At 44.7% G+C, this 22,816-nt stretch carries 22 protein-coding genes; 5 read left to right on the top strand and 17 right to left on the bottom strand.

Annotated elements, in window-relative coordinates; all coding sequences use genetic code 11:
* Positions 1 to 221: 221 nt before the first annotated feature.
* Positions 222 to 902 carry an RsiV family protein gene (locus ACSFXN_RS10230; protein ID WP_437150010.1) on the top strand — a complete coding sequence of 227 codons (681 nt, stop codon included), beginning with the start codon at positions 222 to 224 and terminating at the stop codon, positions 900 to 902.
* A 95-nt stretch (positions 903 to 997) separates the two neighbouring features.
* Here ACSFXN_RS10230 and ACSFXN_RS10235 read toward each other — a convergent pair whose 3' ends face one another.
* A complete protein-coding gene (locus ACSFXN_RS10235) occupies positions 998 to 1,513 on the bottom strand; it encodes a YcxB family protein (protein ID WP_437150011.1) in 516 nt (171 codons plus the stop codon).
* Positions 1,514 to 1,587: 74 nt separating this feature from the next.
* Positions 1,588 to 1,710: a hypothetical protein gene (locus ACSFXN_RS10240; protein ID WP_301854575.1), complete on the bottom strand. Its 123-nt coding sequence runs from the start codon at positions 1,708 to 1,710 to the stop codon at positions 1,588 to 1,590.
* A 74-nt stretch (positions 1,711 to 1,784) separates the two neighbouring features.
* Between ACSFXN_RS10240 and ACSFXN_RS10245 the strand changes: the two genes are divergently transcribed.
* Positions 1,785 to 2,798, top strand: coding sequence for a PQQ-dependent sugar dehydrogenase (locus tag ACSFXN_RS10245; RefSeq protein WP_437150013.1), 1,014 nt, complete (start codon positions 1,785 to 1,787; stop codon positions 2,796 to 2,798).
* Positions 2,799 to 2,824: 26 nt separating this feature from the next.
* Here ACSFXN_RS10245 and ACSFXN_RS10250 read toward each other — a convergent pair whose 3' ends face one another.
* Genes ACSFXN_RS10250 through ACSFXN_RS10260 form a run of 3 tightly spaced genes read right to left on the bottom strand, consistent with a single transcriptional unit; the run spans position 2,825 to position 4,581 of the window.
* Positions 2,825 to 3,322 (bottom strand): N-acetyltransferase family protein, encoded by a 498-nt coding sequence (locus tag ACSFXN_RS10250; protein WP_437150015.1) that lies wholly within the window; start codon positions 3,320 to 3,322, stop codon positions 2,825 to 2,827.
* Positions 3,323 to 3,338: 16 nt separating this feature from the next.
* Positions 3,339 to 4,349, bottom strand: coding sequence for a S66 family peptidase (locus tag ACSFXN_RS10255; RefSeq protein WP_437150017.1), 1,011 nt, complete (start codon positions 4,347 to 4,349; stop codon positions 3,339 to 3,341).
* 25 nt (positions 4,350 to 4,374) lie between these two features.
* Complete coding sequence (locus ACSFXN_RS10260; RefSeq protein ID WP_437150018.1) at positions 4,375 to 4,581, bottom strand: hypothetical protein; 207 nt, start codon at positions 4,579 to 4,581, stop codon at positions 4,375 to 4,377.
* A 186-nt stretch (positions 4,582 to 4,767) separates the two neighbouring features.
* Here ACSFXN_RS10260 and ACSFXN_RS10265 point away from each other — a divergent pair, with 186 nt between their 5' ends.
* The gene (locus ACSFXN_RS10265) at positions 4,768 to 5,412 is read left to right on the top strand and encodes an SDR family oxidoreductase (RefSeq protein WP_437150019.1); all 645 of its coding nucleotides are present in this window, start codon (positions 4,768 to 4,770) and stop codon (positions 5,410 to 5,412) included.
* Between the two features lie 132 nt (positions 5,413 to 5,544).
* Here ACSFXN_RS10265 and ACSFXN_RS10270 read toward each other — a convergent pair whose 3' ends face one another.
* From ACSFXN_RS10270 to ACSFXN_RS10285, 4 genes are all read right to left on the bottom strand, one after another.
* Positions 5,545 to 5,994 carry a hypothetical protein gene (locus ACSFXN_RS10270; RefSeq protein WP_437150020.1) on the bottom strand — a complete coding sequence of 150 codons (450 nt, stop codon included), beginning with the start codon at positions 5,992 to 5,994 and terminating at the stop codon, positions 5,545 to 5,547.
* 138 nt (positions 5,995 to 6,132) lie between these two features.
* Positions 6,133 to 6,384: a hypothetical protein gene (locus ACSFXN_RS10275; protein ID WP_437150021.1), complete on the bottom strand. Its 252-nt coding sequence runs from the start codon at positions 6,382 to 6,384 to the stop codon at positions 6,133 to 6,135.
* A 71-nt stretch (positions 6,385 to 6,455) separates the two neighbouring features.
* Complete coding sequence (locus ACSFXN_RS10280; protein WP_437150023.1) at positions 6,456 to 6,956, bottom strand: cupin domain-containing protein; 501 nt, start codon at positions 6,954 to 6,956, stop codon at positions 6,456 to 6,458.
* A complete protein-coding gene (locus ACSFXN_RS10285) occupies positions 6,956 to 7,675 on the bottom strand; it encodes a nucleotidyltransferase domain-containing protein (RefSeq protein WP_437150024.1) in 720 nt (239 codons plus the stop codon). Before ACSFXN_RS10285 ends, ACSFXN_RS10280 begins: the two co-directional genes overlap by 1 nt.
* 108 nt (positions 7,676 to 7,783) lie before the next feature.
* Here ACSFXN_RS10285 and ACSFXN_RS10290 point away from each other — a divergent pair, with 108 nt between their 5' ends.
* Positions 7,784 to 8,581 (top strand): TIGR00266 family protein, encoded by a 798-nt coding sequence (locus ACSFXN_RS10290; protein WP_437150025.1) that lies wholly within the window; start codon positions 7,784 to 7,786, stop codon positions 8,579 to 8,581.
* A 58-nt stretch (positions 8,582 to 8,639) separates the two neighbouring features.
* Here ACSFXN_RS10290 and ACSFXN_RS10295 read toward each other — a convergent pair whose 3' ends face one another.
* Together ACSFXN_RS10295 and ACSFXN_RS10300 are read right to left on the bottom strand one after the other, a co-directional pair.
* Positions 8,640 to 8,849 carry a hypothetical protein gene (locus ACSFXN_RS10295; RefSeq protein ID WP_437150026.1) on the bottom strand — a complete coding sequence of 70 codons (210 nt, stop codon included), beginning with the start codon at positions 8,847 to 8,849 and terminating at the stop codon, positions 8,640 to 8,642.
* A 65-nt stretch (positions 8,850 to 8,914) separates the two neighbouring features.
* Positions 8,915 to 10,483 (bottom strand): amidohydrolase, encoded by a 1,569-nt coding sequence (locus tag ACSFXN_RS10300; protein WP_437150027.1) that lies wholly within the window; start codon positions 10,481 to 10,483, stop codon positions 8,915 to 8,917.
* A 181-nt stretch (positions 10,484 to 10,664) separates the two neighbouring features.
* Here ACSFXN_RS10300 and ACSFXN_RS10305 point away from each other — a divergent pair, with 181 nt between their 5' ends.
* Positions 10,665 to 12,002 (top strand): hemolysin family protein, encoded by a 1,338-nt coding sequence (locus ACSFXN_RS10305; protein ID WP_437150028.1) that lies wholly within the window; start codon positions 10,665 to 10,667, stop codon positions 12,000 to 12,002.
* Positions 12,003 to 12,062: 60 nt separating this feature from the next.
* Here ACSFXN_RS10305 and ACSFXN_RS10310 read toward each other — a convergent pair whose 3' ends face one another.
* From ACSFXN_RS10310 to ACSFXN_RS10335, 6 genes are all read right to left on the bottom strand, one after another.
* Positions 12,063 to 12,995 carry a sulfurtransferase gene (locus ACSFXN_RS10310; RefSeq protein ID WP_437150030.1) on the bottom strand — a complete coding sequence of 311 codons (933 nt, stop codon included), beginning with the start codon at positions 12,993 to 12,995 and terminating at the stop codon, positions 12,063 to 12,065.
* Between the two features lie 3 nt (positions 12,996 to 12,998).
* Positions 12,999 to 16,580: a dynamin family protein gene (locus ACSFXN_RS10315; RefSeq protein WP_437150032.1), complete on the bottom strand. Its 3,582-nt coding sequence runs from the start codon at positions 16,578 to 16,580 to the stop codon at positions 12,999 to 13,001.
* A 120-nt stretch (positions 16,581 to 16,700) separates the two neighbouring features.
* On the bottom strand, positions 16,701 to 17,459 hold the full coding sequence (locus ACSFXN_RS10320) for an SDR family NAD(P)-dependent oxidoreductase (protein WP_437150034.1): 759 nt from the start codon (positions 17,457 to 17,459) through the stop codon (positions 16,701 to 16,703).
* 270 nt (positions 17,460 to 17,729) lie between these two features.
* Positions 17,730 to 19,232, bottom strand: a complete 1,503-nt coding sequence (locus tag ACSFXN_RS10325) for a carboxypeptidase M32 (protein ID WP_437150035.1) — start codon at positions 19,230 to 19,232, stop codon at positions 17,730 to 17,732.
* Between the two features lie 55 nt (positions 19,233 to 19,287).
* Positions 19,288 to 21,195: an ATP-dependent DNA helicase gene (locus tag ACSFXN_RS10330; protein ID WP_437150036.1), complete on the bottom strand. Its 1,908-nt coding sequence runs from the start codon at positions 21,193 to 21,195 to the stop codon at positions 19,288 to 19,290.
* Between the two features lie 50 nt (positions 21,196 to 21,245).
* Positions 21,246 to 22,382 carry a THUMP domain-containing class I SAM-dependent RNA methyltransferase gene (locus ACSFXN_RS10335; protein WP_437150037.1) on the bottom strand — a complete coding sequence of 379 codons (1,137 nt, stop codon included), beginning with the start codon at positions 22,380 to 22,382 and terminating at the stop codon, positions 21,246 to 21,248.
* Between the last annotated feature and the right edge of the window lie 434 nt (positions 22,383 to 22,816).

Consider the following 22,816-nt stretch of genomic DNA (forward strand, 5'->3'; position numbering starts at 1 on the left):
TACAAATATTTAAAAAGTATAGTGAAAGGCTATGGATTCGTTGCTGAATTCACAGTCTTTCTTTATTGTCATCCTACCGTGCATCATTGAACCGGCTATTATTGAAACGTCGGCGGAGAATTAAGGAATGGCTGTCAATCCATCAGCGTATTGAGAGCCTAAAAGAATCTCCCTTTCCAAATAAAAATATTGTATGATTGGTAAAAAAAGGAGAGAGCGGCATGAAAAGGGGTTTTGTCGGAATTGGTGTCTTAGCTGCATTGGTTTTGGCAGGATGTACGGAGGAAAAAGCGGAAACGAAACCAGTGGAAATTGATGAAATTGAATTGGCAAAAGAAGATGCAGGTCTCGCTTTGGACATTACGATTCCAGAAGCTACTGGACTGGATGAGTTCAACCAACATGCGGTAAAGCTTGGGAAAGAGCTGGAAGCGGCAGTCAGGAACTCCGAAACAGCCTACCTTGAGGAAAGTGCAGATGGTACTTTGCATGCTGATGGCCATATGGATTTTGCAGTTAAATTTTTGGATGAACAAACCGCCAGTGTATTGATCGAAGCTTATTTATACGAAGCAGGCATGACGCATGGCAGAACCTATTTGGAACCATTAAATTACGATTTGCGTACAGGCGCGGCTATTGAATTAGCCGACCTGTTTGAAGGAGACAACTACGTAGCTGACCTCAGTGAACTGGCGAAAGTGGAAATAGAGACCAGTGAAGTGAAAGATCAGCTGACCAAACCGTTTACGGAAATCAAAGAAAATCAAAAGTTCTATTTGATTCCTAATAACTTGGTATTGGTGTTCGACCCATACGAAATCACGGCAGGAGTTGCAGGTCCACAAAAGATCATTATTGCAAAGAGCGATTTGAAGAACTTGAAAGACTTGTATAAATGAAAATCAAAAATAAAATAGAAACTAAAAAGCCGTCGGCATGACGGCTTTTTTATTTGCAGCTGTATTGGACTGAACTTCTTGTTAAATTACCAGTTCTAGCGATTGCCCAATCTTCCCTGAATCCACTCCCGTGTTTCATTGCTATTTTTCAAAGCTCTTTTCGGTATGATATAGGCGCTCATCGCGCTATTATACAAGTAGAAACGCTCTTCATCTTCTTGCAAACTTAGAATGGCTGGCCAGGATGCTTTCTTTTCTTCAGTGGTAGAGGTCTGGATTATTCCTTCGTCTGATAGAGTCATTGTGTACTTCCCAATAATGCCTCCCGCTTTTCCTTCTCTCAGCATTTTTTTAACGTTCCGCATGACGCTGCTGTAAAAGAATTTCGGATAAAAAATGATCCACACCATACTAATAATTAAAAAAGGAATTAGGAAAAACAAAAAAGGCGTATTGACGATCACCGAAAAAATATACGCCAGGAAAATATAAATTACCGGAACCAGGATTTGCTGCAATCGGAGCGAACGGGTTGCCGTTTTGGAATGCTTTACATGTTGAAGGTTGAAGCTTAGATAATCTTCTTCTGTTAAATTGAATTCTATTTGCATATGGGGTTCCTTTCCACTTCAAAAATGAACGCTTCTGACTGGCAAGCTCTATCTCTGTAATATGGCTGCTAGCTTCATTTCGTAAAATACCAAACCAAGACCAGAACAATGGCGACGATGACCCAAGTAGCAATCCGGATTCTATTTCGCTTTTTGCGGATCTCTGCCTCTTCTTTTACGTCCTTCATTAATGACATGTTTTTCACTCCCTGCTGTTTTGATACCTTTTAGTGGCAAATTCTATTATGATGAAAAAAAGGAGGTTTTATTTGTGAAGAAGTTTTTATGGCCTTTACTATCCCTCGTTGTGCTTGTAGGCTGTAACGATGCACCCGCAAAGCCCAAAGAAGCGACAGTCGCGACTGAAGCGATAGCCAGTGGCCTTGATATTCCCTGGTCCATCAATAAAATCAATGATGAATTTTATATCTCAGAACGTCCCGGAACAGTCGCCCATGTTGCCGCTGACGGGAAAGTGACGCACCAGCCGGTGGAGTTTTCAGATCCTTTATCTTCAGCGGCGGAAGCAGGATTTCTTGGATTTGTACTGGCGCATGATTTTGAGGAGTCCAAACAAGCTTATGGCTATTATGTCTACGAACGCAATGGCCGTTCTTTCAATAAAATTGCCCGGTTCCAGCAGGAAGGCGGCGCTTGGCAGGAAACGGACGTGTTATTGGAAGGCATTCCAACAGGCAATGTCCATCACGGCGGACGGCTCGAACTGGATAAAGACGGTGTCTTGTTCGCAACAGTCGGAGATGCATCCGAGCCTGAATTGGCACAGGATCTGGCTTCAGTAAACGGAAAAATTCTTCGGTTGAATGAATTTGATGAATTTGAAATCTACTCTCATGGCCATCGCAACCCGCAAGGAATCGCCTGGGCGGAAGATACGATGTATGCGTCCGAGCACGGCCAATCTGCGAACGATGAAATAAATATTATCGAAGAAGGTAATAATTATGGCTGGCCGACAATTGAAGGCAACGCCTCAAAAGAAGGCATGGAATCTCCGTATTATACAACGGGCTCGAACGAAACCTGGGCACCAAGCGGCATCGCCATTCATGATGGAATGCTTTATGTAGCGGCACTCCGCGGCACTGCCGTGAAAGTGATCGATCTTGAGACAGGTGACGTAGCCGATTCTTATGAAGGATTTGGGCGTGTCCGCGATGTTTTCTCAGACGGTGAAGATCTTTACTTCGTCACCAACAACACTGACGGCCGCGGGACCCCTAACGAAAACGACGATCAATTGTATCGTTTGAGCAAAGAATAGAAAGACGCCGAAATCGGCGTCTTTTTCTATAGAAATTTAACCATCAAATCTTCGTCGACATAGCCATTATCCGTTTTCATCGACCGGTATTCAGTCCCGTATTTTTCAAAGCCGTATCGTTCATATAATTGAATCGCGCTTTGATTGCTGCTGACGACCGTTAGATACAATTGCTCAATATCACCGCATTCTTTTGCATATTCGACCAGCTCATCCATCAGCTGGCTGGCAATGCCTTTCCCTCTTGCTTTCGGGGTCACATAGACAGCCAGTACATTAGCCCGGTGCTTCAGCTTTTTTCCAGTCTCTCTCAAAAGCGTCATATTGCCGACCAGTTGCCCGTTTAAAAACGCTCCAAACGTCACAGCCGATTCGGCTGCCAAATTGTCTGCTGTTGCCTGGAGCGGCTTTAGTAAGGCATCTTCAAGGGTTGAGCTGAAGGCGTCCGGAGCTTGTGTTAAAGCTTCAATACGAAGTTCCCTGTATATGGCAGCGTCATTCGGATTTAGTTCACGAATATCCATTAGCGTATCTTCCTCTTTACTTGAATTCCATTTCGACTTTCCCTTTGCCGTTTTCAACATCAATTGTTGCATAGGCTCCGTTTACAAAAGTGATTTGTGGCGGAATATGGCCGAGGTCAATGTCGTAGGCAATAGGAACACCTAGTTCATCTGACAAATCCTCATACATTTTCTCTACTGTATATCCGCCGATTTCCTGGTTCGCCGGACTTCTGCCAAAAACAATGCCGGAAATATGGTTAAACCATCCTGCATATTTCATTTGAGTCAATGACCGTTTTAAATCCGCTACGTTCATTTCACAGTTTTCTAAATACCATAAAACCGGTTCGCCTGGAATATGGCGTTCACGGAAACCGTCTACATCTCCATAAGGTGTTCCGATTAAATGGCGGATCACATCGATGCAGCCGCCTAGAAGACGCCCTTTGAATTGTTCCGCTTCCCCTGAAACTGTCTTCCATTCCGTTTCTTCTGTCAGATTAAAAATGACTGGAGTTGGATGATCATGATCCCATTCTTTTTGATACTTCTCGGATGATACTTGTGCGATGGATTCGCCTTGTTTTGTTTGAAGGACATCGAGCCATTTGGCTGTCGTATCATCTGATTCAGGGCCGCGAAGATCAACAAAATTGACTCCATGTGCTGTCGCATATCCTGTGTTCAACGTAACAGCAAGCAATAGCATGCTGATATCCGAGTAGCCTAAAATCCATTTCAATTCAATTTTTGAGAAATCGAGGAATTCCAGGACTTCCACGAGCAATTCCCCGCCCCAAGGAGGCATGACCAAATCAACCGATGGGTCGCTAAACATTTTCATCAATTCTTCTGCACGGACTTCCGCCGGCGCGGATTTAGCTTCCTGCTGCGTCCACGGCGTGTCCCCTACCTGCAGTTTAAAGCCTCGCTCTTCTAAGCGCTCAATTGATTTTTTCAGAACCTCATGCATATCTGGTGCAACCCCGGAAGAAGGTGCGGTTACTCCAATCGTTTCAATCTTGCGGTCTGGATATCTGATCATCGTCATTCTCCTTTAATATTTGGCGTTATGTAAATGATACGAGTGCCAGAATTATTCCGCAAAGAATAACTCCACCCAGTAAAAACAAAAACGTTTGAGTTATAAAGTCCCAAAGCGCATTTGGTTTACGGTCTGATTTCATGTGGTCTAAGTGACCTACTCCAAGGGAAAGTCTTGAAGAATCAGCTTGTCCAGGGTATTCAGCCATCTTTTTTTGATTTCGGGAACGCATTTAATTCCTCCTTACATATGTATAAAATAAAAATGAAGATTAGTTACATTATACTAGAGTGCTTTTATATATAAAGAAAAAACTTCTGAAAATTAAAATTCGATTTATTTTTCATTTCGTCTGCCGCTTAAAGTCGCGCTGTCAGGGTATTTATTTGTAGGATTAAAATGTGAAGGAGATGTGCATATGAAAGTTTTAGTGGTGGGTGCCAATGGACAAGTCGGCCGCCATTTTGTCCAGCTGCTAGCCGATTCGAAAGAACATACCCCAAAAGCAATGATCCGCCATGAAGAACAAATCAGCTATTTCAACGGCCTTGGAGTGGAAACCGTTCTGACAAGCCTGGAAGGCAGTGTTGAAGAAATCGCTGCCGCTATGGAAGGCTGCGATGCCGTCGTCTTTACAGCAGGCAGCGGAGGTGCAACTGGAGCTGATAAAACTTTGCTGGTCGACTTGGACGGTGCAGCCAAAACCATCAAAGCGGCTGAACAAACCGGCACTGAGCGATTTCTCATGGTGAGTGCCATTCATGCCGACCGCCGCGAAATGTGGGGCAAAGATATCGCACCGTATTATGTGGCAAAGCACCATGCCGATAATATTCTGCGGGCAAGCGGTTTGGTTTATACGATCGTCCGGCCGGGCCGGCTGACGAACGATCCTGGGACTGGCCGGATATGGGCAACGGAAAATCTGGATTCCGGTCCAATTCCAAGAGAAGACGTCGCCAAGGTGCTGTTGCATTGCTTGGACAATGAGCATGTCTACAATAAAACCTTTGAAGTCATTTCCGGTGATGATGAAATTGAAGAAGCACTTGACCGTTTATAGGAGGCAGTTCTTTCCAGCTTTGATCTGAACAGCAGAATGATTTTTATGATGAGCTAAAAAGCAATGCGGCATTTGAATATTGATTATCAAATGTAAAAAAGGAACCCGGTTCTTAGCTGGTTCCTTTTTTGGTTAATCCCAATAATTAAAGAGGATCTGTCCTACAGTCTCTGGTTTCCAATAAAAGATTTGTTCCCATTCAGCAGGATTTAATTCATTTTTTTGTGGTTTGTGTTTTATAAGTTCATTTAATTCATTGACAGTTAATACATCATAGAAGGGTTTAAATTCTTGGGAAAGCACAGGTTCATCTTTGAATTCAAGGTTCCCATAATCAACAATTGAAGCAAAGGCAATAAAAGGATAATGTTCATTCAATAAAATATAAAACTGATTGCCACGCATCTCCACATGTGCAGAATAAAAATTTGCCGGGTATCGGGGCGAGTTGAATTCCAATATTCTACCGGCATTATTAATTGCTACGCTGAAACACAATTGCTTAAACTGTTTCCCGTCTGTTTGTGGAGGTTTGTCGGCTTCAGAATTATAGAATCCAGTTACCCCATTTGGCAGTCTCATCCTGTCCCCTCCATTCCTCAGGGTTTTAAATTTTATAGACGCAAAAAAGACGCCGCCAAACCTGAAACGGTGCCGTCTTTTTTAAGCGATAAAAATATAAATGATGTAAAGTCTCAATACAAAAGCATTTATTCCACTTCACGCCTGCTGTTGTGCATTTAAGTTCTTGACCCCCAGCACTGCCTGGAAAACAAACGCGATCGTGCACAATACGATAGCCACATAGCCAAGAGTGTTGATTGGCTGGAGCAAAAACGTCCGCACTACAATCAGCAGCAGCATAGCCGCCAACGAAAAGTTAACGACATACGGCTTGTCGTAAAACTTCTTTAAAGAATACGCCGCAAATACAGCAGCGGCCACAATCAGCAAAGATAAAATAGTCCCCATAACATTCACTCATCCTTTTTGTGCATTTTTTCTAGTTTAGCATTCTTGCTGACGATCCGATACCGGCTTAATCACTCGGGAAGTTTGTCATACGCCATTTTTTTAATGATTTGTTCATGCTGGGGATATTGAGCGAGCAACTCATCTTGAGTGAACAGTTCAAAATCAGCAAAATCAAAGCCCGGTGCCACCATGCAGCCGACCAAAGAAAAAGCCTGTTCTTTTTCTACTGAAGAGCCAAATATGCTGCCGCTTGGCACCAGTACCTGCGGTTTTTCGCCATTTTTGATATCCAGTCCCAGCTTTTCCACACGATAATCGCCGCTTTTATCGATGATATGGACTGACAGCGCACTGCCGGCATGGAAATACCAGAGCTCGTCAGACTTCAAGCGATGCAGATGCGAAATATCATGGGAGCGCAACAAGAAATAAATGCTTGTATAAAGCAGCCTTTCAGCCGGATGCGTCTCTGGAGAAATTAGTTGTTCCGACTCGAAGGACCTTTTGTAGAAGCCGCCTTCCGGATGCGGCTCCATGCCTAAATGTTTGATCATATATTCTGCGTCCATCATTGTTCCCTGCTTTCTTTTCCAATTGTAAATCCATCAAATAGTCTGCCGCCATGCTTATTCAGAACAGCGTCTGTCAATTGGATAACCTCTTCTTTTTCAGCAGTCCGGTAATAGCTGTCAAAGGCTTCGATAAAACGTCCAGCGAATTCATCGTCGTAGCGTCTCAGCGCCCTTACCATCCATTTTGAAGAACCGGTCCATTGTCGGTTAACCCTCAATTCAAACTCACTCAGCTGTTCCGCTAAGGCATTGGCAATAAACAGCTCTTCTGCACGATTGCTGCAGCCTAAGAAGTCTTCCAGCACATCTGTTAGAAAATAACGTTTTTGCTCTGCTTCTTTTGCACTCCATTCCGCCGGGCCTTTTTGCAGCAACAACCGGGCTTCGTGTTTTATAGACTCTATGACTCCATTATCTTTTAGCACCACTCCTTCTGCTACCATATTCGGCAAAGAAGGGCATCCCCTTTGACAGTCGCTATCAAAATATGCTTCATAAGAAGTTAAATTATGAACAAAAATTTCAACAGGCCAGCCATTTTCCATTAACGACTCTCTATAAGACGACATAATATTATTATCGAATACCACTAAATCCAAATCCGACGTCTCGGTCGCTTCTCCCCTTACGATACTGCCTGCCAATAATGCAGCTTCACAATCCGGAAATAACCGGGCAACCAGCTGCTTCGCTGTTGCTAACGCATCATTTTCCATTGCTTCAACTCCTTTGCCTAATTATGTTTTCTGCTTATTGTTGAAACTTTCTCAATACTCATCTCGTATTCATTATATAGCAAATTTAAAACGCCAAGGAGGAGCAAAATGAATAACCACGAAATTGATTTTAAATTACACGGAGATGACATGCAGTTTGTTGAAGTGGAACTGGATCCGAACGAAACGGTCATTGCTGAAGCAGGGGCTTTAATGATGATGGAAGACGGCATTGTGATGGAAACCATTTTTGGGGATGGATCCAAGAGCGGCGGTTCCGGCATCATGGGCAAGTTAATGGGCGCCGGCAAGCGGGTTATTACGGGGGAAAGTTTGTTCATGACGACGTTTACCAACCAAGGAACTGGCAAGCGCCATGTATCTTTCGCATCGCCGTACCCAGGCAAAATCATTCCGATGGACTTGAGCATGCTCGGCGGAAAAGTCATTTGCCAAAAAGATGCTTTCTTGGCAGCCGCTAAAGGCGTATCCATCGGCATTGAATTCCAGCGTAAACTCGGCACCGGCTTTTTCGGAGGCGAAGGATTCATCATGCAAAAGCTGGAAGGCGACGGCTTGGCCTTTGTCCATGCCGGTGGAACGCTTTACCGCAAGAACCTGCAAAAAGGAGAAGTACTGCGTGTCGATACCGGCTGTCTCGTTGCCATGACAGCCGATGTCGAATATAATATCGAAATGGTCTCCGGCGTTAAAACCGCTTTGTTCGGCGGTGAAGGCCTGTTCTTCGCGACACTTCGCGGCCCTGGCAGTGTGTGGATTCAATCATTGCCTTTCAGCCGGCTCGCAAGCCGCGTCTTTGCTGCAGCTCCCCAAAACCCTGCCGGACGGTCCCAAGGCGAAGGCAGTGTTGCAGGCAGATTATTCAATTTGCTTGGCGGAAAATAAGCATAACTAGGCAAACAAAGACCCGAAGCCATTGTCAGGCTCCGGGTCTTTTGACATTTCACTTTTTGCGTTTCTGCATTTCTTCAACCGCTCCAGTGAATTTATCAAAATCAAATTCCAAGCTGTTCGGTTTATAGAAAAACAAGATCGATTCTTTTTCGCCTTGAGCGAGCAGATGATTCACCACGGCTTTCGGGCTCTTCATATTCACCCCTGCCTGATCGGCATCTGCAAGCTTATCTAAAATGTCATTTGGTGTAACCGGCATCCCAGCACCCCCCCTTTTCAGTCGAGACTGCAGCAATTCTGTCTGCCCATCCGCATTATTCAACTTCAGTTCCTCTGATACATGACTTCTCCGGCAACTACCGTCATTTCTACTTGAGCTTCTAAAATCTGCTTCGGCGGCCCTTCGAATAAATCGCGGTCATAAATTGAAAAGTCGGCATCAAAGCCTTCAACAATCCGGCCTCGCTCATGCTCTTTGCAAATGGCCGCAGCGCTTCCACTCGTATAAAGTTGGATCGCTTCAAAACGGCTCAATTTTTCCTGTGGCATATAGCCTTCATGCGTTTCATATGGCTTTCTCCGGGTAACGGCAGCATAAATGCCCAAAAGCGGATTTACTTCCTCAATCGGCGCATCTGATCCCCCCGCACAAATCAGCCCTTTAGCGAGCAAGCTCTTCCATGCGTAAGCCCACTTAATCCGTTCTTCACCGAGCCGTTCAATGACCCAAGGGAAATCGGAAGTGGTAAAACTCGGCTGCACATCCAAAGCCACGTCTATTTTTTGCATCCGTTCAACAAGGTCTTCACGAACGACCATGGCGTGGATTAGCCGGTCACGTTTGCCTTTCGGCACAGGATGCGCTTCGATGGCATCCAGCGCCTTTTCCATCCCCAAATCGCCGATGACATGGATAGCAACGGCTTCACCGTGCCGGCGTGCCATTGCAACCAGCTGCTTTAATTCCTCATCGGAATGGATAGCGACACCGCTTGTTGATGGATCGTCGTTATAAGGTTTGCTGAGCAATGCCGTTTTTCCGCCGATGGAGCCATCAGCAAAAATCTTCATGGCGCCTGGGTCGATAAACGGTTCATCGTATTCAGCACTTTCAATCATTTTTTCAAAGACACTATGGGCGCGCAGCAAATGTGCACGGAATTTGATGTCTCCACCAATGACGTTCTTGAAAGCCTGCAAGGGCCTTGAATAATCGCCGTAATAACCCATATCTTCCGTATGCGCTCCTGTCAGTCCGAGCGACAATAAATCTTCAACTGAAGTTTTCAGTGCATTCGTTAAATAATTGATGCTGACTTCTGGAATTTGGCCGGACACCAAGTCCTGCGCAGCATCCAATAAATATCCAGTCGGTTCGCCGTCATTATCGCGGACAATGACACCTCCTTCCGGATCCGGTGTGTCTTTCGTAATGCCAGCAAGGTCCAAAGCGCTTGAATTGGCCAATACAGCATGGCGGCAAACGCGCTTCAGCATCATCGGTGAGCGGCTTATTTCATCCAGTTCCGTTCGGTGAAAAATTTTGCGGTCCGGAAAATTGTTTTCATTCCAGCCTTCTCCGATAAACCAATCGCCTTCTGCAAGATTGGCAGTTGAACGGATCAATTGATTTTTCATTTCATCTGAAGAATCGATTTTGGACAAGTCGACCCGCAGCAGTTTTTCGCCATGTCCAATCATGTGCATATGGCTATCGACAAATCCAGGATAAATTACTTTTCCTTCCAGATTCACTTCTTGGTCTGCTGAGCCTTTCAGTTCTTCGTATGTACCTATTTTTTCTATTTTTCCGCTGGATACCAAAACCGCTTCCGCCGTTTCGCCTTCCACAGCCATCGTATAAATTACTCCTCCATGCCATAACGTCTTCATGCTGTCACTCCTTTTCTAAATATAATGATAAATCCAAGTTCCGGCTTATACAACTACTATCCATTTCCAAGCCATTAAATTTCATGCCGAAACTTCCTGACGCGAAATAATGAGAATTTATGATATAATTAAGATACATTTTTTGAAAGCAGAGGTGAACCCTCCAAACCGGAGGGACCAATTGGACAGTATACTCATATTGAATTTGTTTTTGGTAGTTTTGTTAATTGCTTTAACCGCTTTGTTTGTCGGATCTGAATTTTCCATTATCCGTGTGCGGACATCCCGCATCGATCAGTTGATTTCAGAAGGCAGTAAAAGTGCAGTGAAGACGAAAAAGATTGCAGATCATCTCGATTACTATTTATCGGCATGCCAGCTTGGCATCACCGTAACAGCTCTAGGACTTGGGTGGCTCGGTGAACCAACTGTAGAGCGCCTGTTGCATCCGGTTTTTGAGAATTTTGGAATTGGAGATCCAACTGCCTCCATCCTTTCGTTTACCATCGCTTTTGTAGCCGTCACTTATTTCCATGTCGTACTGGGTGAATTGGCGCCAAAAACGCTTGCCATTCAGTATGCTGAGAAAATGGCTTTGTTCTTTTCAGGTCCACTGATTCTTTTCGGAAAAATCATGAATCCGTTTATCTGGTTGATGAACGGTTCTGCCCGCCTGCTGTTGCGTGCCTTTGGCATTGAACCGGCAGACCATGAACAGGCCCATTCCGAGGAAGAACTGAAAATCATTATGACTCAAAGCTATCAAAGCGGTGAAATCAATCAAACCGAACTAGCGTATATGCAGAACATCTTTTCATTCGATGAACGCTGTGCAAAAGATATCATGATTCCCCGAACACAGATGGAATCCATTTCACTTGAAATGACCCACGATGATTTGATGGAAATTGTGCGCGAACATGAATATACCCGTTATCCCGTTACAGAAAATGGGGATAAGGACAATATTCAGGGCTTTGTCAATGTAAAAGAAATGCTGACAAACTATACAATTACCGAAGACATGAAAGAAAGTGTTGTTGTCCATGATATCCCTTTCGTTATGGAAGCTGCTCCAATTCAAGACGTTTTAAGAACGATGCAAAAAGAACGTGTCCATATGGCAATCGTCATTGATGAATACGGCGGAACTTCTGGCGTTATTACAATGGAAGACATTCTTGAAGAAATTGTTGGGGAAATCCGTGATGAATTTGATGAAGACGAACCCGATGAGATCAAAGCTGTAGACATAAATAATTACTTAGTAAACGGACGCGTCCTATTGTCTGACCTTGAAGAACGTTTTGGCATTACATTTGAAGACAGTGAAGACATTGATACAATCGGCGGCTGGGTCCAGCTGAAAAACATTGATATCCATGAAGGCGAAAAAGTTGAATTGCCGAATCACTCAATCACCGTAAAAGAAATGGAAAACCACCAAATCATAACGGTATTGCTGAGCCGCAAAGAAACGATCGAGTCTGACAAAGAACCTGTCGAAATAACCGAATAAGTTTGTCTACAAAAAAACACCACCTGCTCATCATTCGAGCAGGTGGTGTTTTGCTGTCTGTCATTGTTTTTTATCGGTCAAGGATTTCTCATATTCAAATTTCTTCATCAGCATTTCCCCTGAAAAACCTTCTTCGATCAAGCGCGCCAATATGTCTTTGGAATCGTCATCTGACGGGTCCGGCTGGTCGTCCCGGTCAATCTCGACGACATTGCTTTCATTGCGGATCCAGTCGGAAAAACTGCCGGTGTACAAGCGAAGCGACTCATGACCTTTTTCTGCGAGTGCAGCATAAAGGCCGGCAGCTGAAACACCGCTGCCGCAATAAATAACAGCAGGCTCATTTTTTTGCAGCACCGATGAAAAATCAGCATCATCCACAAATTGTTTATTTTTGACCAGCTGCTCCAAATCAAAATTCCGGGCACCTGGAACTCTTCCCGCCACCGGATCAATAGGCTCTTCAATTCCCGCATAGCGTTTTGCAGAGCGGGCATCTACTAATACCCCCAGTTCTTCTCCGTTGATGACCTTTTTCACATACTCTTGATCGGCATAGATGGCATCGTTGAAGGTCAAATCAATCTTGCTTGGAGCGTAGCTTGGCGTTTCATTTGAAACTTCAATGCCTTGTTTTTTCAATGCTTCAAATCCGATTTTGCTGATGTAGACTTTTTCAAATCCCGCATACTTCAGCAGCCACCAAGCACGGGGAGCATAAGCTGTCCCGCCTTGGTCATAAATGACAATTGAATCTTCATGGGTCAAACCGCTAGTGCGGATCAATTCGGCCAACTGTTCTTTGGAAGGCATGGGATGGCGGCCGGCATTAGAAGCCATATCCGACAGGTCGTCATTCAAATCCCAAAAAACCGCGCCTTTTACATGTTCTTCGGCATATAATTGCCGTCCACTTTCCGGATTGTGGAGCTCAAATCTCGCGTCAATCCATCTGTAATTCTCGGTGTCCGTCGTTTTAATATAAACTGTCATTGCTTACACCCTTTCCGCTAACAAATTAGAAAACAACTCTTTCCACTTATCCAGTATTTCTTGCTGTTGCAGCAATGTACGCTCTGACTCAATTTGATTGATTGCTTGCCTTAAAGTGTGCTGGCGCAAGCCTTCCGCTTCCTGGTCAATCCAAGCGTCTGCCCATTCCCCGAGCTTCACTTTTTCTCTCTCTAAATATTTTAACGCATCAGGCTCCATTAAAGCCTGCAAAGCGTCACGAAGTTTTTCTTTTTCATTTTTCTCGAAAAAGCTTCGATTGTTTTTATAATACGTTTTTACAGATGAATAATCTTTATTGGCAAATGGCCGGTCTACTTCGACAGTCGCTACTTCTTCCACTTCGTAAGGAGTAAATGAAAAATCCGGGTTCATGTCTTTTAACTTGGCCGTGTCATCTTTGAAGCGGGCTGCAATTTTCTTTTCAATAAACTGGGCCAACCGGAAATTGGTGACACGCAGCTCTTGTTGAAAATCAAATGCGGTCATTTCCGTCATTTCCTGCAATGCCGTATCCAAAGCTTGCTGAGCTGATTTACCTGAAAACACAGAAGGGTTGAACGCTTCTTTGAAAAAATCATTGAAACGGTAGAAAACCCGCTGATTCACGTAATACAAAAGTTCGTTCAATTCCTGCAGCGCTTCTTGCGATAAAATGCGTGCCGGTGAAGCACTGAATAAGATACGCAGTTGCTGTTCGAGCCGTTTCAGCTCTTCAAGCCGCTCATCTTTGCGCATAAGATTTTTTTCGGTTTGAGCAATCAACCCTTGGAACCGGTCAATTGCTTTTTGCTCTTCTTCTGCCAATGACTGGACAGCCATTCCTTTTAACTCGTCTTTCAGAAAATGCTGGAACGCCGTTTCGAATTCCGGCATGCCGGACACTTCACGGTCACGCAAAGCCATTAAACTTGAAACCCCGTAAAGCCGCGGAAAACGAATGCCAAAGCGAAGCAATTCATCCTGGACGTATTGAATGACTTCATTTTTTTCCTGTTCATTATTCGCCAAGTCTATCGCGTTGACGATAAAGAACATCTTGTCCATTTCAAACGCATCTTTAACCCGCCCCAATTGAATCAGGAATTCACGGTCTGCACGGGCAAACGCATGGTTGTAATAAGTGATAAATAGAATGGCATCTGCGTTCCGGATGTATTCAAAAGCGACATTCGTATGGCGCGCATTGATGGAATCCGCTCCCGGAGTATCAACAAGCGTCACGCCGCTGCGCGTCAAATCACAGTCATAATAAAAATCGATTTCATCGACAAAACAGCTTCGCTCTTCTTTGGCTACATACAATCCAAACTCTTCCCGATCTGTTCGGATGGTTTTGCCCAGTTCTCCTTTAAAGCTTGGATAACCTTTGCGGAATGCTGTGATAAAAGATTTATGGACTTGCTGCTCCGTCGCTTCATTTACCGGCAAGTTAGCTGATTTATCGAAAGCCTCTTCCAAGGAACTGACTGCAATGCCGAGAGCCTGGAAGGAATTCTGCACATCTTCCGTCATTTGCGACACTGTTTTCAGCCGGACATCCGCCGTTTCGTGAGGGTGGTCTTTTGAAACCGGGCGGATGCGGTTGATGGTTGCCGTCGTCGGATTCGGCGATACCGGAAGCACGGTTTCTCCCATTAAAGCATTTGAGAAAGACGATTTGCCAGCGCTGAAAGCTCCGAATAACGCAATGGTAAATTCCTGATTTTGGAGTCTTCCTGCTTTTCGTTTCAAGTACTCCGCCGTTTCTGTAAATCCTTTGATCGAGCTGATGGTTTCGGCTGTCCGGCTTGCCCGTTCAACGACTGCCCCTTCATCGAATACTGAAAGAGAATGGCTTTCGGGCTGAGCTGCTTCTTCGTTTGGCAGTATAGTTTCTGTTTCCAGCATGGAAGGATCAAATTTAACCATTTCCTCGATTTTCACTTGGAAGCTTTCTTGCCATTGCTGGACTTTTTCTTCTGCTGCCTGTTTTTGTTTAGGAAGCATGGCTGAAAATGCCCTTTTTACTTTATCGATGCGTTCATCCATTTCTTCTAAAGTTTTGATGGCCAGCACTTTTTGGTTTAATTGTTCGGCTTTCATATCGATTTCCGTGCTCAAATCATCTGACAGCCCATTGAATTGTTCTTCTTGCGCATTTTTCCAAGCTTCCGTTTCCCGGACAAACCATCTCTGCACAGCAGTTGAAATGCTGTTCGCAAAGTTCAGCACAGCGTCTCCTGTGATGGAAGCACCGCGCGGAACTTGCTCTTCGACCAATGAAAACGGCACGTCAAAAACCAGGTCATCAATCGCAAGCGATTCTGAATCTGTTAAATGCCCTGCATCTTTTAATGAGGTTTTCATCAGTTTTTTAAGATGAGAAGTGATTTGCGATGCCACTACTGATGACAATCTGTCTTGGACTTCCAATTTCCGCAATTCACGTTCTTCTTGTGTTTTCTTGGCGCTGAACAGCAGCCCGACTTTGAAGTTCGGCTGCACCGATTCCAAATAATTGGTCAAAGCATTGCGCAGTTCATACGGCATGATGTTCGAGTTTTCCAAAAGCTGTTTGCGGCTTTTCTCGAAATTCAATTTCCAGTCTTCATAATCCATAACGGATAACCGGCGGGAAACCGATTCGCTTTCTTTTTTCAAGTCATCCCGCATCTGCCATTCTTCTTCCGTAAGGACCGAGGAAAAAGCCTGGAGCCGTTCATTTTTTTCATCTTCTAAAAACTGAACATGCTCATCTTTTAATTGCTGCAAAGCAGATTCAGCAGCAATTCCAACATGGCCTTGCCAGCCTTCCATAACAGACGATACCAGAGCTTTTACTTGTTCAAAATCATTTCCAGGATAGGCAAAGTCCTTTAAGGAAGTGAAAAAGATTCCTTTCGGCACAACGCCCCATGCTGCAAATGAGTCATGAACCGATTGGGTGAATTCTGAAAAAGTCAGTTCACTGCTTTGGTGTTTGTCGATTTGATTGACAATCAAGTATAAATCCGTATATTTTTGCAGTTCTTTCGTGAAATTGAAGTTCAACTCGGACTGCACATGGTTGTAGTCCATGACATAAAACACCATATCTGCGACATGAAGCGCCGATTCGGTTGACATCCGGTGGGCATCATCGGTGGAATCGACACCCGGTGTATCCATTACGGTAATGCCTTCAGGCAAGACGGAATCTTCATGTCCGATGTCGATCTGGGTGACTTCCCCGCTTTTGCAGAAGGCTTTCACTGCTTCAAAATCATAGTTCTCAGGAAAGTATACCGGTTTTTCGTTTTTCAGATTGACGATGGCGAAATCGGCGTCGGCTTTGTGCACATTGACGATATTGGCACTGGTTGGAATCGGGCTAGACGGCAACAGCGTCTCTCCGGTCAGCGCATTGATCATCGATGATTTCCCCGATGAGAAATGGCCGGCGAATCCGATGATGAAATTATTTTTTAAGATCTTTTTGGCAAATAATTCGGCTTTTGCCGCGCGCTCTGTGTCTTCATTTTCCTCGAATATATGATACAGTCTTGCCGTCTCGATTAAACCTTCTTTATGCTCTAGCACTGTCATGTTGCAAAACTCCTTCATCAAATACTGCTACTATCATATCATTTTTTGCACGTGAACGAAAAAAATCCTTTTCGTTTAAGAAAAGGATTTAATAACAGTCATGAGATTGATGCCCGGACCTTATGAAAAACCGTGAATGGTCATCCCACCGTCCACAAACAAGGTTTGGCCGGTTATGTAGCTCGCTGCCTCTGAAGCCAGGAATACCACAGGGGTTGCTACTTCAGGCAATTCCCCGACCCGTTTCATTGGTGTCACTGCAAGAATCGAATCCAAATAATCCTGATCGCTTAATAACTTCTCGGTTAACGGCGTTTTAAAATACCAAGGCCCAATCGCGTTGACCCGGATATTTTGTGGACCCCATTCCATAGCCATCACTTTGGTCATTTGAATGATGGCCGCTTTTGAAGCTGCATAAATAACGCCCGTTTTCAGCGCACGCTCCCCGCCTACAGAACTGATGTTGATGATGGAACCGCCGCCTTTCATTTTCTTAACGGCTTCCTGCGAGAACATAAACACGCTATGGGCATTGGTATCCATGATCTTATGCCATTCATCGTCGCTTGCATCTGCCAAGGATGAGCGGATGTTCATGCCTGCATTATTGACGAGGACATCAATGGCGCCGAATTGTTCAATTGTCTTTTCCACGGCGTTTTCAATTTCTTCCCGTACTGTTATATCTGCAACGGTATAAGCAGTCCGGCCGTTGCCGATTTCTTTTTGCACCGCCACGAGATCCGATTCTGTGCGTGCGACCAGCATCAAATTTGCTCCCGCTTCCGCCACCGCTAATGCGATCGCCTTGCCAATTCCTTTACCGGCACCGGTCACGATAGCCGTTTTGCCTTCTAAACTAAATGACTTCAACATGGAAAATCCCCTCCTCTCTTTATTATAATCAAAATTGTTAATAAATTGGCATGAAATTGAATAATGGTTATCCATTTTCCTCGTTTTGAGCCGGTTGGGCATAAACGATGCTGAGTTGGGCATATATTGAGTAAAGTTGGGCATAAAGCAATCACACTTGGGCATAATACTATTGAAGTTGAGCATAACCTTGCCACGCATAAAATTTCTTATAAATAGACAATAAAAAAACGGCTTTAAAAGCATGCCGCTTTTAAAGCCGTTCGATGTTTAATTCAGCTGATAGATTTTCGTGCACTTCTGCTCCAGGTAGCTGGCCAGATGCTCCGCATTCAGGCCTTCTCCGGTTGCATCCTGCAAAATTTCGAGCGGTTTCTTAACAGCTCCGTGCTGGTGGACGTTTTCAGTCAGCCATTCACGGATCGGTGTAACATCACCGCTTTCCAGCAACTCATCATAATCCGGTAAATCCTTTAGCATGGCGTTTTTGAATTGCGCCGCATAAATATAGCCGAGTGCATACGAAGGGAAATAACCGAAACTTGCGCCTGCCCAGTGAACGTCCTGCAAAACGCCTTCCGCGTCATTCGACGGGCGGATCCCCAAATACTCTTCGTATTTATCGTTCCACAGCCGCGGCAGATCTTTAACTTCCACGTTTCCGTTAAACAGCCCTTTTTCCAGCTCATAGCGGATCATGATATGAAGGGCATACGTCAATTCATCCGCTTCGATGCGAATCAGCGATGGCTTGGATTCATTGATGGCGCGCCAGTAATCAGCAACTTCAATGCCCTTGAACTGCTCCGGTGCGTATTGTTTTAAAAGCTCAAAATTTTTATTCCAGAACTTATCGTTGCGTCCGACAAAGTTCTCGAAAAACAGCGATTGAGATTCATGAATGCCCATTGAAGCACCGGTTTCCACCGGCAGCCCAGACAATTCTTCCCCGAGGTTCTGTTCGTATAAAGCATGCCCGCATTCATGGATCGTACCGAATACGGCGGTGCGGAAATCTTTTTCATCGTATTTCGTCGTCACCCGGATATCTTTCCGGTTGATATTGGTCATGAACGGATGAACCGTTTCATCAAGTCGGCCGGCTTCGAAATCATAGCCTAATTGGCCAAGGATTTCATAGCTGAAGTCCCGCTGTGCTTCTTTCGGAAAATGGCCGAAAAGAAAACCGGTTTGGGGCTTGTGTTCGGAATCGGCAATTTTTTGGACAAGCGCAATAATGCGTTCACGCAGTTCACCAAAAACTTTGTCCAGGATTTCCGTCGTCATGCCTGGCTCGTATTGATCAAGCAATGTGTTATAAGCGCTGCCGTTTTTCTCGCCCCAATAACCGATCATTTTTTTCGTGGTCGCAACCAACTTCTCCAAGTAAGGCTCGAACATGGAAAAATCACCGGCAGCTTTTGCATCTTCCCATACAGATTCCGCTTTGGACTGCAAAACAACAAATTCCCTGTATTCTTCAGGCGGAATCTTTTTGCTTAAGTCATACTCTTTTCGTGATTCTTCCACGGAACGGCGCATCACGGGAACTAACCCATCTTTTTCCGCTTCCAATGCAGAAAGCAGTTCGCCGAAAGCGTCTGAAGTCGACAGCGCAAATAATTCAGACGATAAAGTTCCGATTGTCTCTGAACGCAGATCGACGCCTTTTTTCGGTGCGCCGGTGCGAAGATCCCAATACAATAACGCAAGGGCTTCCTGATAAGCACGCATTTTTCCTGCATGTTCCACAAATTGTTGTTCGAGCGTCATCTAAATCCCTCCAAAACAGACTTTAAGCCCATTGTAACACAAGACTTTAGAAGGATTAAAAATTTTCTGCAGGAACCGGCAAAATCTGATTCCACAAATGCTCGACGACCAATTCTTCCTCATTCAACAATAAATGAATTTCTCCATAATCGTTCGAAGTACGGATCAATCGGCCGATGCCTTGCTGAATGCGCAGCTGCATAAACGGCAAATCAATTTCCTCAAGCGGATTGGTGCTGAATTTGCGTTTCGCTTCGAAAACAGGATCCTGCGGCGGGAACGGCAAGTCGACAATGATGACTTTCGTCAACGCTTCGCCAGGTAAATCAAGGCCTTCCCACAGGTGATACGAACACAGCACTTGGAATTTGCCTTCCTGGAATTCTTTCACAACTGTCGATAGTTCCCGGTCACCTTCGAATTCAATGCGGTATTGATGGTCAAGCGGCAATGAACGCTTAAAATTGTCCATATCCATTTTTGATTTGAACAAGACAAGCGTCTGGTCGCCTGTTGAAAATAAATCATAGACGCGGCCGAACTTATCGGTCTGCTTCAAAGGATGTTTGAATACTTTCATGACGTCTTCATAATCAAATGGAGACGGCACTGAAAATGATTGGAAATCATCTATTCCTAAGCTGTCCGCAATATACGTAAAATCTTTTTGAATGGACAATGTTGCGGAAGAAAAAATGATCGGCACTTTGCCATCAAAGAATTTTTCATCCAGAATATCCGTAACGAGACGCGGCATAATGACCAATGTCTCGATTTCATCTTTCACTTCAAGCCAGTTGATGGCATCGCCTTCTTCAATAAACAATTTCATCGAAAACGTATAAAGTTCGAAATATTCTTCCGCCAGCTTTAAATCGTATTCCGGGATGGTATAAAGTTCTCCTTCGAACACAAATTCCTCCAGCAGCTCGTTGATCGTGTCGACCAGCTCACGGCCCAGCCCCAATAATTCGGCGGTCTTTCGGATTCCTTTGCGGTCTTCATGGCTTGTGATGGTATTTTTGCGCAGTTCGCGGAAAAAGTCATTGTGCAAATCAATCGTTTGTTCAATCAATCTCAAGGTTTTTTCTCTTACTCCATCAACCATGACGCGTTCCGTGACATTCAAAAGCGTCATTTCCTGTACTTCATAAGTCAACGCCCGTTGAGCGGCGAATTCCAGCAAATGCCCTTCATCAAGAACTACCAAAGAATAATCCGGCAACAGCGGCGTCTGCCCTTCACGCGTGCGTGTTTCTTTTGTCCAGATATGCTCCATCAGGAAATCGTGCGAGCAGATTACCAGGTCGGTCGCTTGGCGGTAATGGTTGCGGTGGATGGTCTGGCCGCATTTATTGCGGAGTTCGCAAGCCTGGCAATTTTGGATAGGATGGTAATTGACTTGCTGCCATTCTTCATCCGTCACATCGGGGTAACTCGAGCGTTCCCCGTAAGGATAAGTATTCTGCATCGAAAAAGTTTTGTTGACGAATTCAGGAAGGCTGTCTTCAATATCGTACAAAAAATCAGCGTCGCTGCGTTTTTGCGCACCTTCAAACCGCTGCAGGCAAAGATATTGATCGCGTGATTTTGCCAGGCGGACATCCAGTTTTAAATCGAACAAATCGTTCAACCGGTCGATATCCCCGCCTTTTTTCACAAGCTGTTCAATCAGCGTTTCATCCGCACAGGAAATCAATGCCGGTTTGCCGGTATAGCGGGCGTAAGCAATCGCAGGCAGCAAATAAGCCAAGGTTTTCCCGGTGCCGACTCCAGCTTCAGCGAAAAGCACCGATTTTTCTTTTAATGCCTGTTCAATCTGGAATGCCATAAAGATTTGTTCATCACGCAAATCAAAGCCTTTTTCCGGCAACTCGTCGTAAAACACGTCACCGATCCAATCGTTGAGCGATTCAAAAAATGTTTTATCTTTACTTAATGGAAATGGTATAGGCTGTCTCATAAGTTCTCCTCACAGAGAAACGGAAGAGCTCCGGCCCTTCCGTTCTCGAGTCATTTATTTTTTGGCCGTTCTCCCCAGAATTGGAACAAATCTGTGCGAATAAAACCATTGAATAATTTTCGTTTTTTAGTTGCTGGCTGGCCGTAATGCGTCTCGAATTTTTCCATCGATGACAAGATGTAAATCGACCAGGTCGGGTGTTTGGAAAAGATCTGGCCCATATCACTGATCATCTGTTCAATCACTTCTACTTCACCAATCCGCTCTCCGTACGGCGGGTTCCCGACAACAACGCCATTTTCTTCATGCGTCACAAAGTCTCTCACTTGGCGCTGCTGGAATTGAATGATATCGGCGAATCCCGCTTCCCGGGCATTTTCTTCCGCTACTTTGATCATCCGATGATCGATATCGGTGCCGAGGATATTCAGCGGTTGGTCGTAATTCGCCAATTCCTCCGCTTCTGCACGGACATCATCCCAGATTTGCTGTTTCATCCATGGCCATTCTTCACTGTCAAAATCGCGGTTATAGCCAGGTGCAATATTTTGGCCGATCATCGCTGCTTCAATGACAATCGTCCCGGATCCACAGAAAGGATCTACAAACGGACGGTCCGGTGTCCATCTTGAAAGCTTCACTAAAGCTGCCGCCAACGTTTCTTTCAACGGTGCTTCCCCTTGGTCTAAGCGGTATCCGCGCTTATGCAGGCCAGCTCCGCTTGTGTCGATCGACAATTGGACTTTATCTTTTAAAATGGAGACTTCAATTTTAAAACGGGCTCCAGATTCATCTAAGAACGAGTTTCGTTTATAAGCTTTTTTCAATCGTTCCACAATTGCTTTTTTCACAATCGACTGGCAATCCGGCACGCTGTAAAGCTTCGATTTAACCGATTTTCCTTGGACTGGAAAATTCGCATCGACCGGAAGAAATTTTTCCCATTCAATTTCTTTAGTGCGTTCGAATAATTCATCAAACGAATAAGCATTAAATTCACCGGCAATGATTTTTACGCGGTCTGCAGTGCGCAGCCATAGATTCGCTTTTGCGATATCCCGTTCGTCTCCTTCAAAAAAGACCTTGCCGTTCTCTGTTTGTGTCTGGTATCCCAGTTCTTTTACTTCGTCCGCTACAATCGATTCAAGACCCATTGCAGCAGTTGCTAACAGTTTAAACTTACTCATAACTACTTCCTTTCCTGTTGCAGGTTATTTCTAATTTTTGTTTACATAATTATTAATAAAGGATTATTCCTTTTCATACATCGCTTCGGCCGCTTTGGGCAAGGCTCCCGCCATGAGCCGAGAAGAACACTCGTCTCATCGCTAAAAACCTCCTGCTCCTGCATCGCTGCGCTAGCTTCGTCGCAAAGGAAATGCCCCAAACTACCTTTGGTTCATTTCCTTGCCTAGCCCGTGGACGCGCCTTCACTGGATAAGTTTTTTAGAAAAGAGAGAATCATTGAAATAGCTTTTTAATGATTGCTTATATAGATATGGAGCAAAGCAGCGAAGACGCCAGCGGCTAAAACATATGCTCCTGTTTCTGCATCGCTACGCTAGCTTCGAAACATGAAAGTGCGTTGCAGCGCTGTGCGCTTCGTCGCAAAGACTTGGCC

Source organism: Planococcus sp. 1R117A (assembly GCF_051417975.1).
In the GTDB taxonomy this organism is placed as follows: domain Bacteria; phylum Bacillota; class Bacilli; order Bacillales_A; family Planococcaceae; genus Planococcus; species Planococcus shenhongbingii.

Excerpts from the sequence above, each read along its gene's own strand:
- ACSFXN_RS10310 (WP_437150030.1), bottom strand. The coding sequence starts at position 12,995 with ATGACAGTTTATATTAAAACGACGGACACCGAGAATTACAGATGGATT.
- ACSFXN_RS10325 (WP_437150035.1), bottom strand. The coding sequence starts at position 19,232 with ATGACGCTCGAACAACAATTTGTGGAACATGCAGGAAAAATGCGTGCT.
- ACSFXN_RS10300 (WP_437150027.1), bottom strand. The coding sequence starts at position 10,483 with ATGAAGACGTTATGGCATGGAGGAGTAATTTATACGATGGCTGTGGAA.
- ACSFXN_RS10285 (WP_437150024.1), bottom strand. The coding sequence starts at position 7,675 with ATGGAAAATGATGCGTTAGCAACAGCGAAGCAGCTGGTTGCCCGGTTA.
- ACSFXN_RS10270 (WP_437150020.1), bottom strand. The coding sequence starts at position 5,994 with ATGAGACTGCCAAATGGGGTAACTGGATTCTATAATTCTGAAGCCGAC.
- ACSFXN_RS10260 (WP_437150018.1), bottom strand. The coding sequence starts at position 4,581 with ATGCGTTCCCGAAATCAAAAAAAGATGGCTGAATACCCTGGACAAGCT.
- ACSFXN_RS10255 (WP_437150017.1), bottom strand. The coding sequence starts at position 4,349 with ATGATCAGATATCCAGACCGCAAGATTGAAACGATTGGAGTAACCGCA.
- ACSFXN_RS10290 (WP_437150025.1), top strand. The coding sequence starts at position 7,784 with ATGAATAACCACGAAATTGATTTTAAATTACACGGAGATGACATGCAG.
- ACSFXN_RS10265 (WP_437150019.1), top strand. The coding sequence starts at position 4,768 with ATGAAAGTTTTAGTGGTGGGTGCCAATGGACAAGTCGGCCGCCATTTT.
- ACSFXN_RS10250 (WP_437150015.1), bottom strand. The coding sequence starts at position 3,322 with ATGGATATTCGTGAACTAAATCCGAATGACGCTGCCATATACAGGGAA.
- ACSFXN_RS10230 (WP_437150010.1), top strand. The coding sequence starts at position 222 with ATGAAAAGGGGTTTTGTCGGAATTGGTGTCTTAGCTGCATTGGTTTTG.
- ACSFXN_RS10335 (WP_437150037.1), bottom strand. The coding sequence starts at position 22,382 with ATGAGTAAGTTTAAACTGTTAGCAACTGCTGCAATGGGTCTTGAATCG.
- ACSFXN_RS10280 (WP_437150023.1), bottom strand. The coding sequence starts at position 6,956 with ATGGACGCAGAATATATGATCAAACATTTAGGCATGGAGCCGCATCCG.
- ACSFXN_RS10235 (WP_437150011.1), bottom strand. The coding sequence starts at position 1,513 with ATGCAAATAGAATTCAATTTAACAGAAGAAGATTATCTAAGCTTCAAC.
- ACSFXN_RS10275 (WP_437150021.1), bottom strand. The coding sequence starts at position 6,384 with ATGGGGACTATTTTATCTTTGCTGATTGTGGCCGCTGCTGTATTTGCG.
- ACSFXN_RS10240 (WP_301854575.1), bottom strand. The coding sequence starts at position 1,710 with ATGTCATTAATGAAGGACGTAAAAGAAGAGGCAGAGATCCGCAAAAAG.
- ACSFXN_RS10330 (WP_437150036.1), bottom strand. The coding sequence starts at position 21,195 with ATGAGACAGCCTATACCATTTCCATTAAGTAAAGATAAAACATTTTTT.
- ACSFXN_RS10315 (WP_437150032.1), bottom strand. The coding sequence starts at position 16,580 with ATGACAGTGCTAGAGCATAAAGAAGGTTTAATCGAGACGGCAAGACTG.
- ACSFXN_RS10295 (WP_437150026.1), bottom strand. The coding sequence starts at position 8,849 with ATGCCGGTTACACCAAATGACATTTTAGATAAGCTTGCAGATGCCGAT.
- ACSFXN_RS10320 (WP_437150034.1), bottom strand. The coding sequence starts at position 17,459 with ATGTTGAAGTCATTTAGTTTAGAAGGCAAAACGGCTATCGTGACCGGT.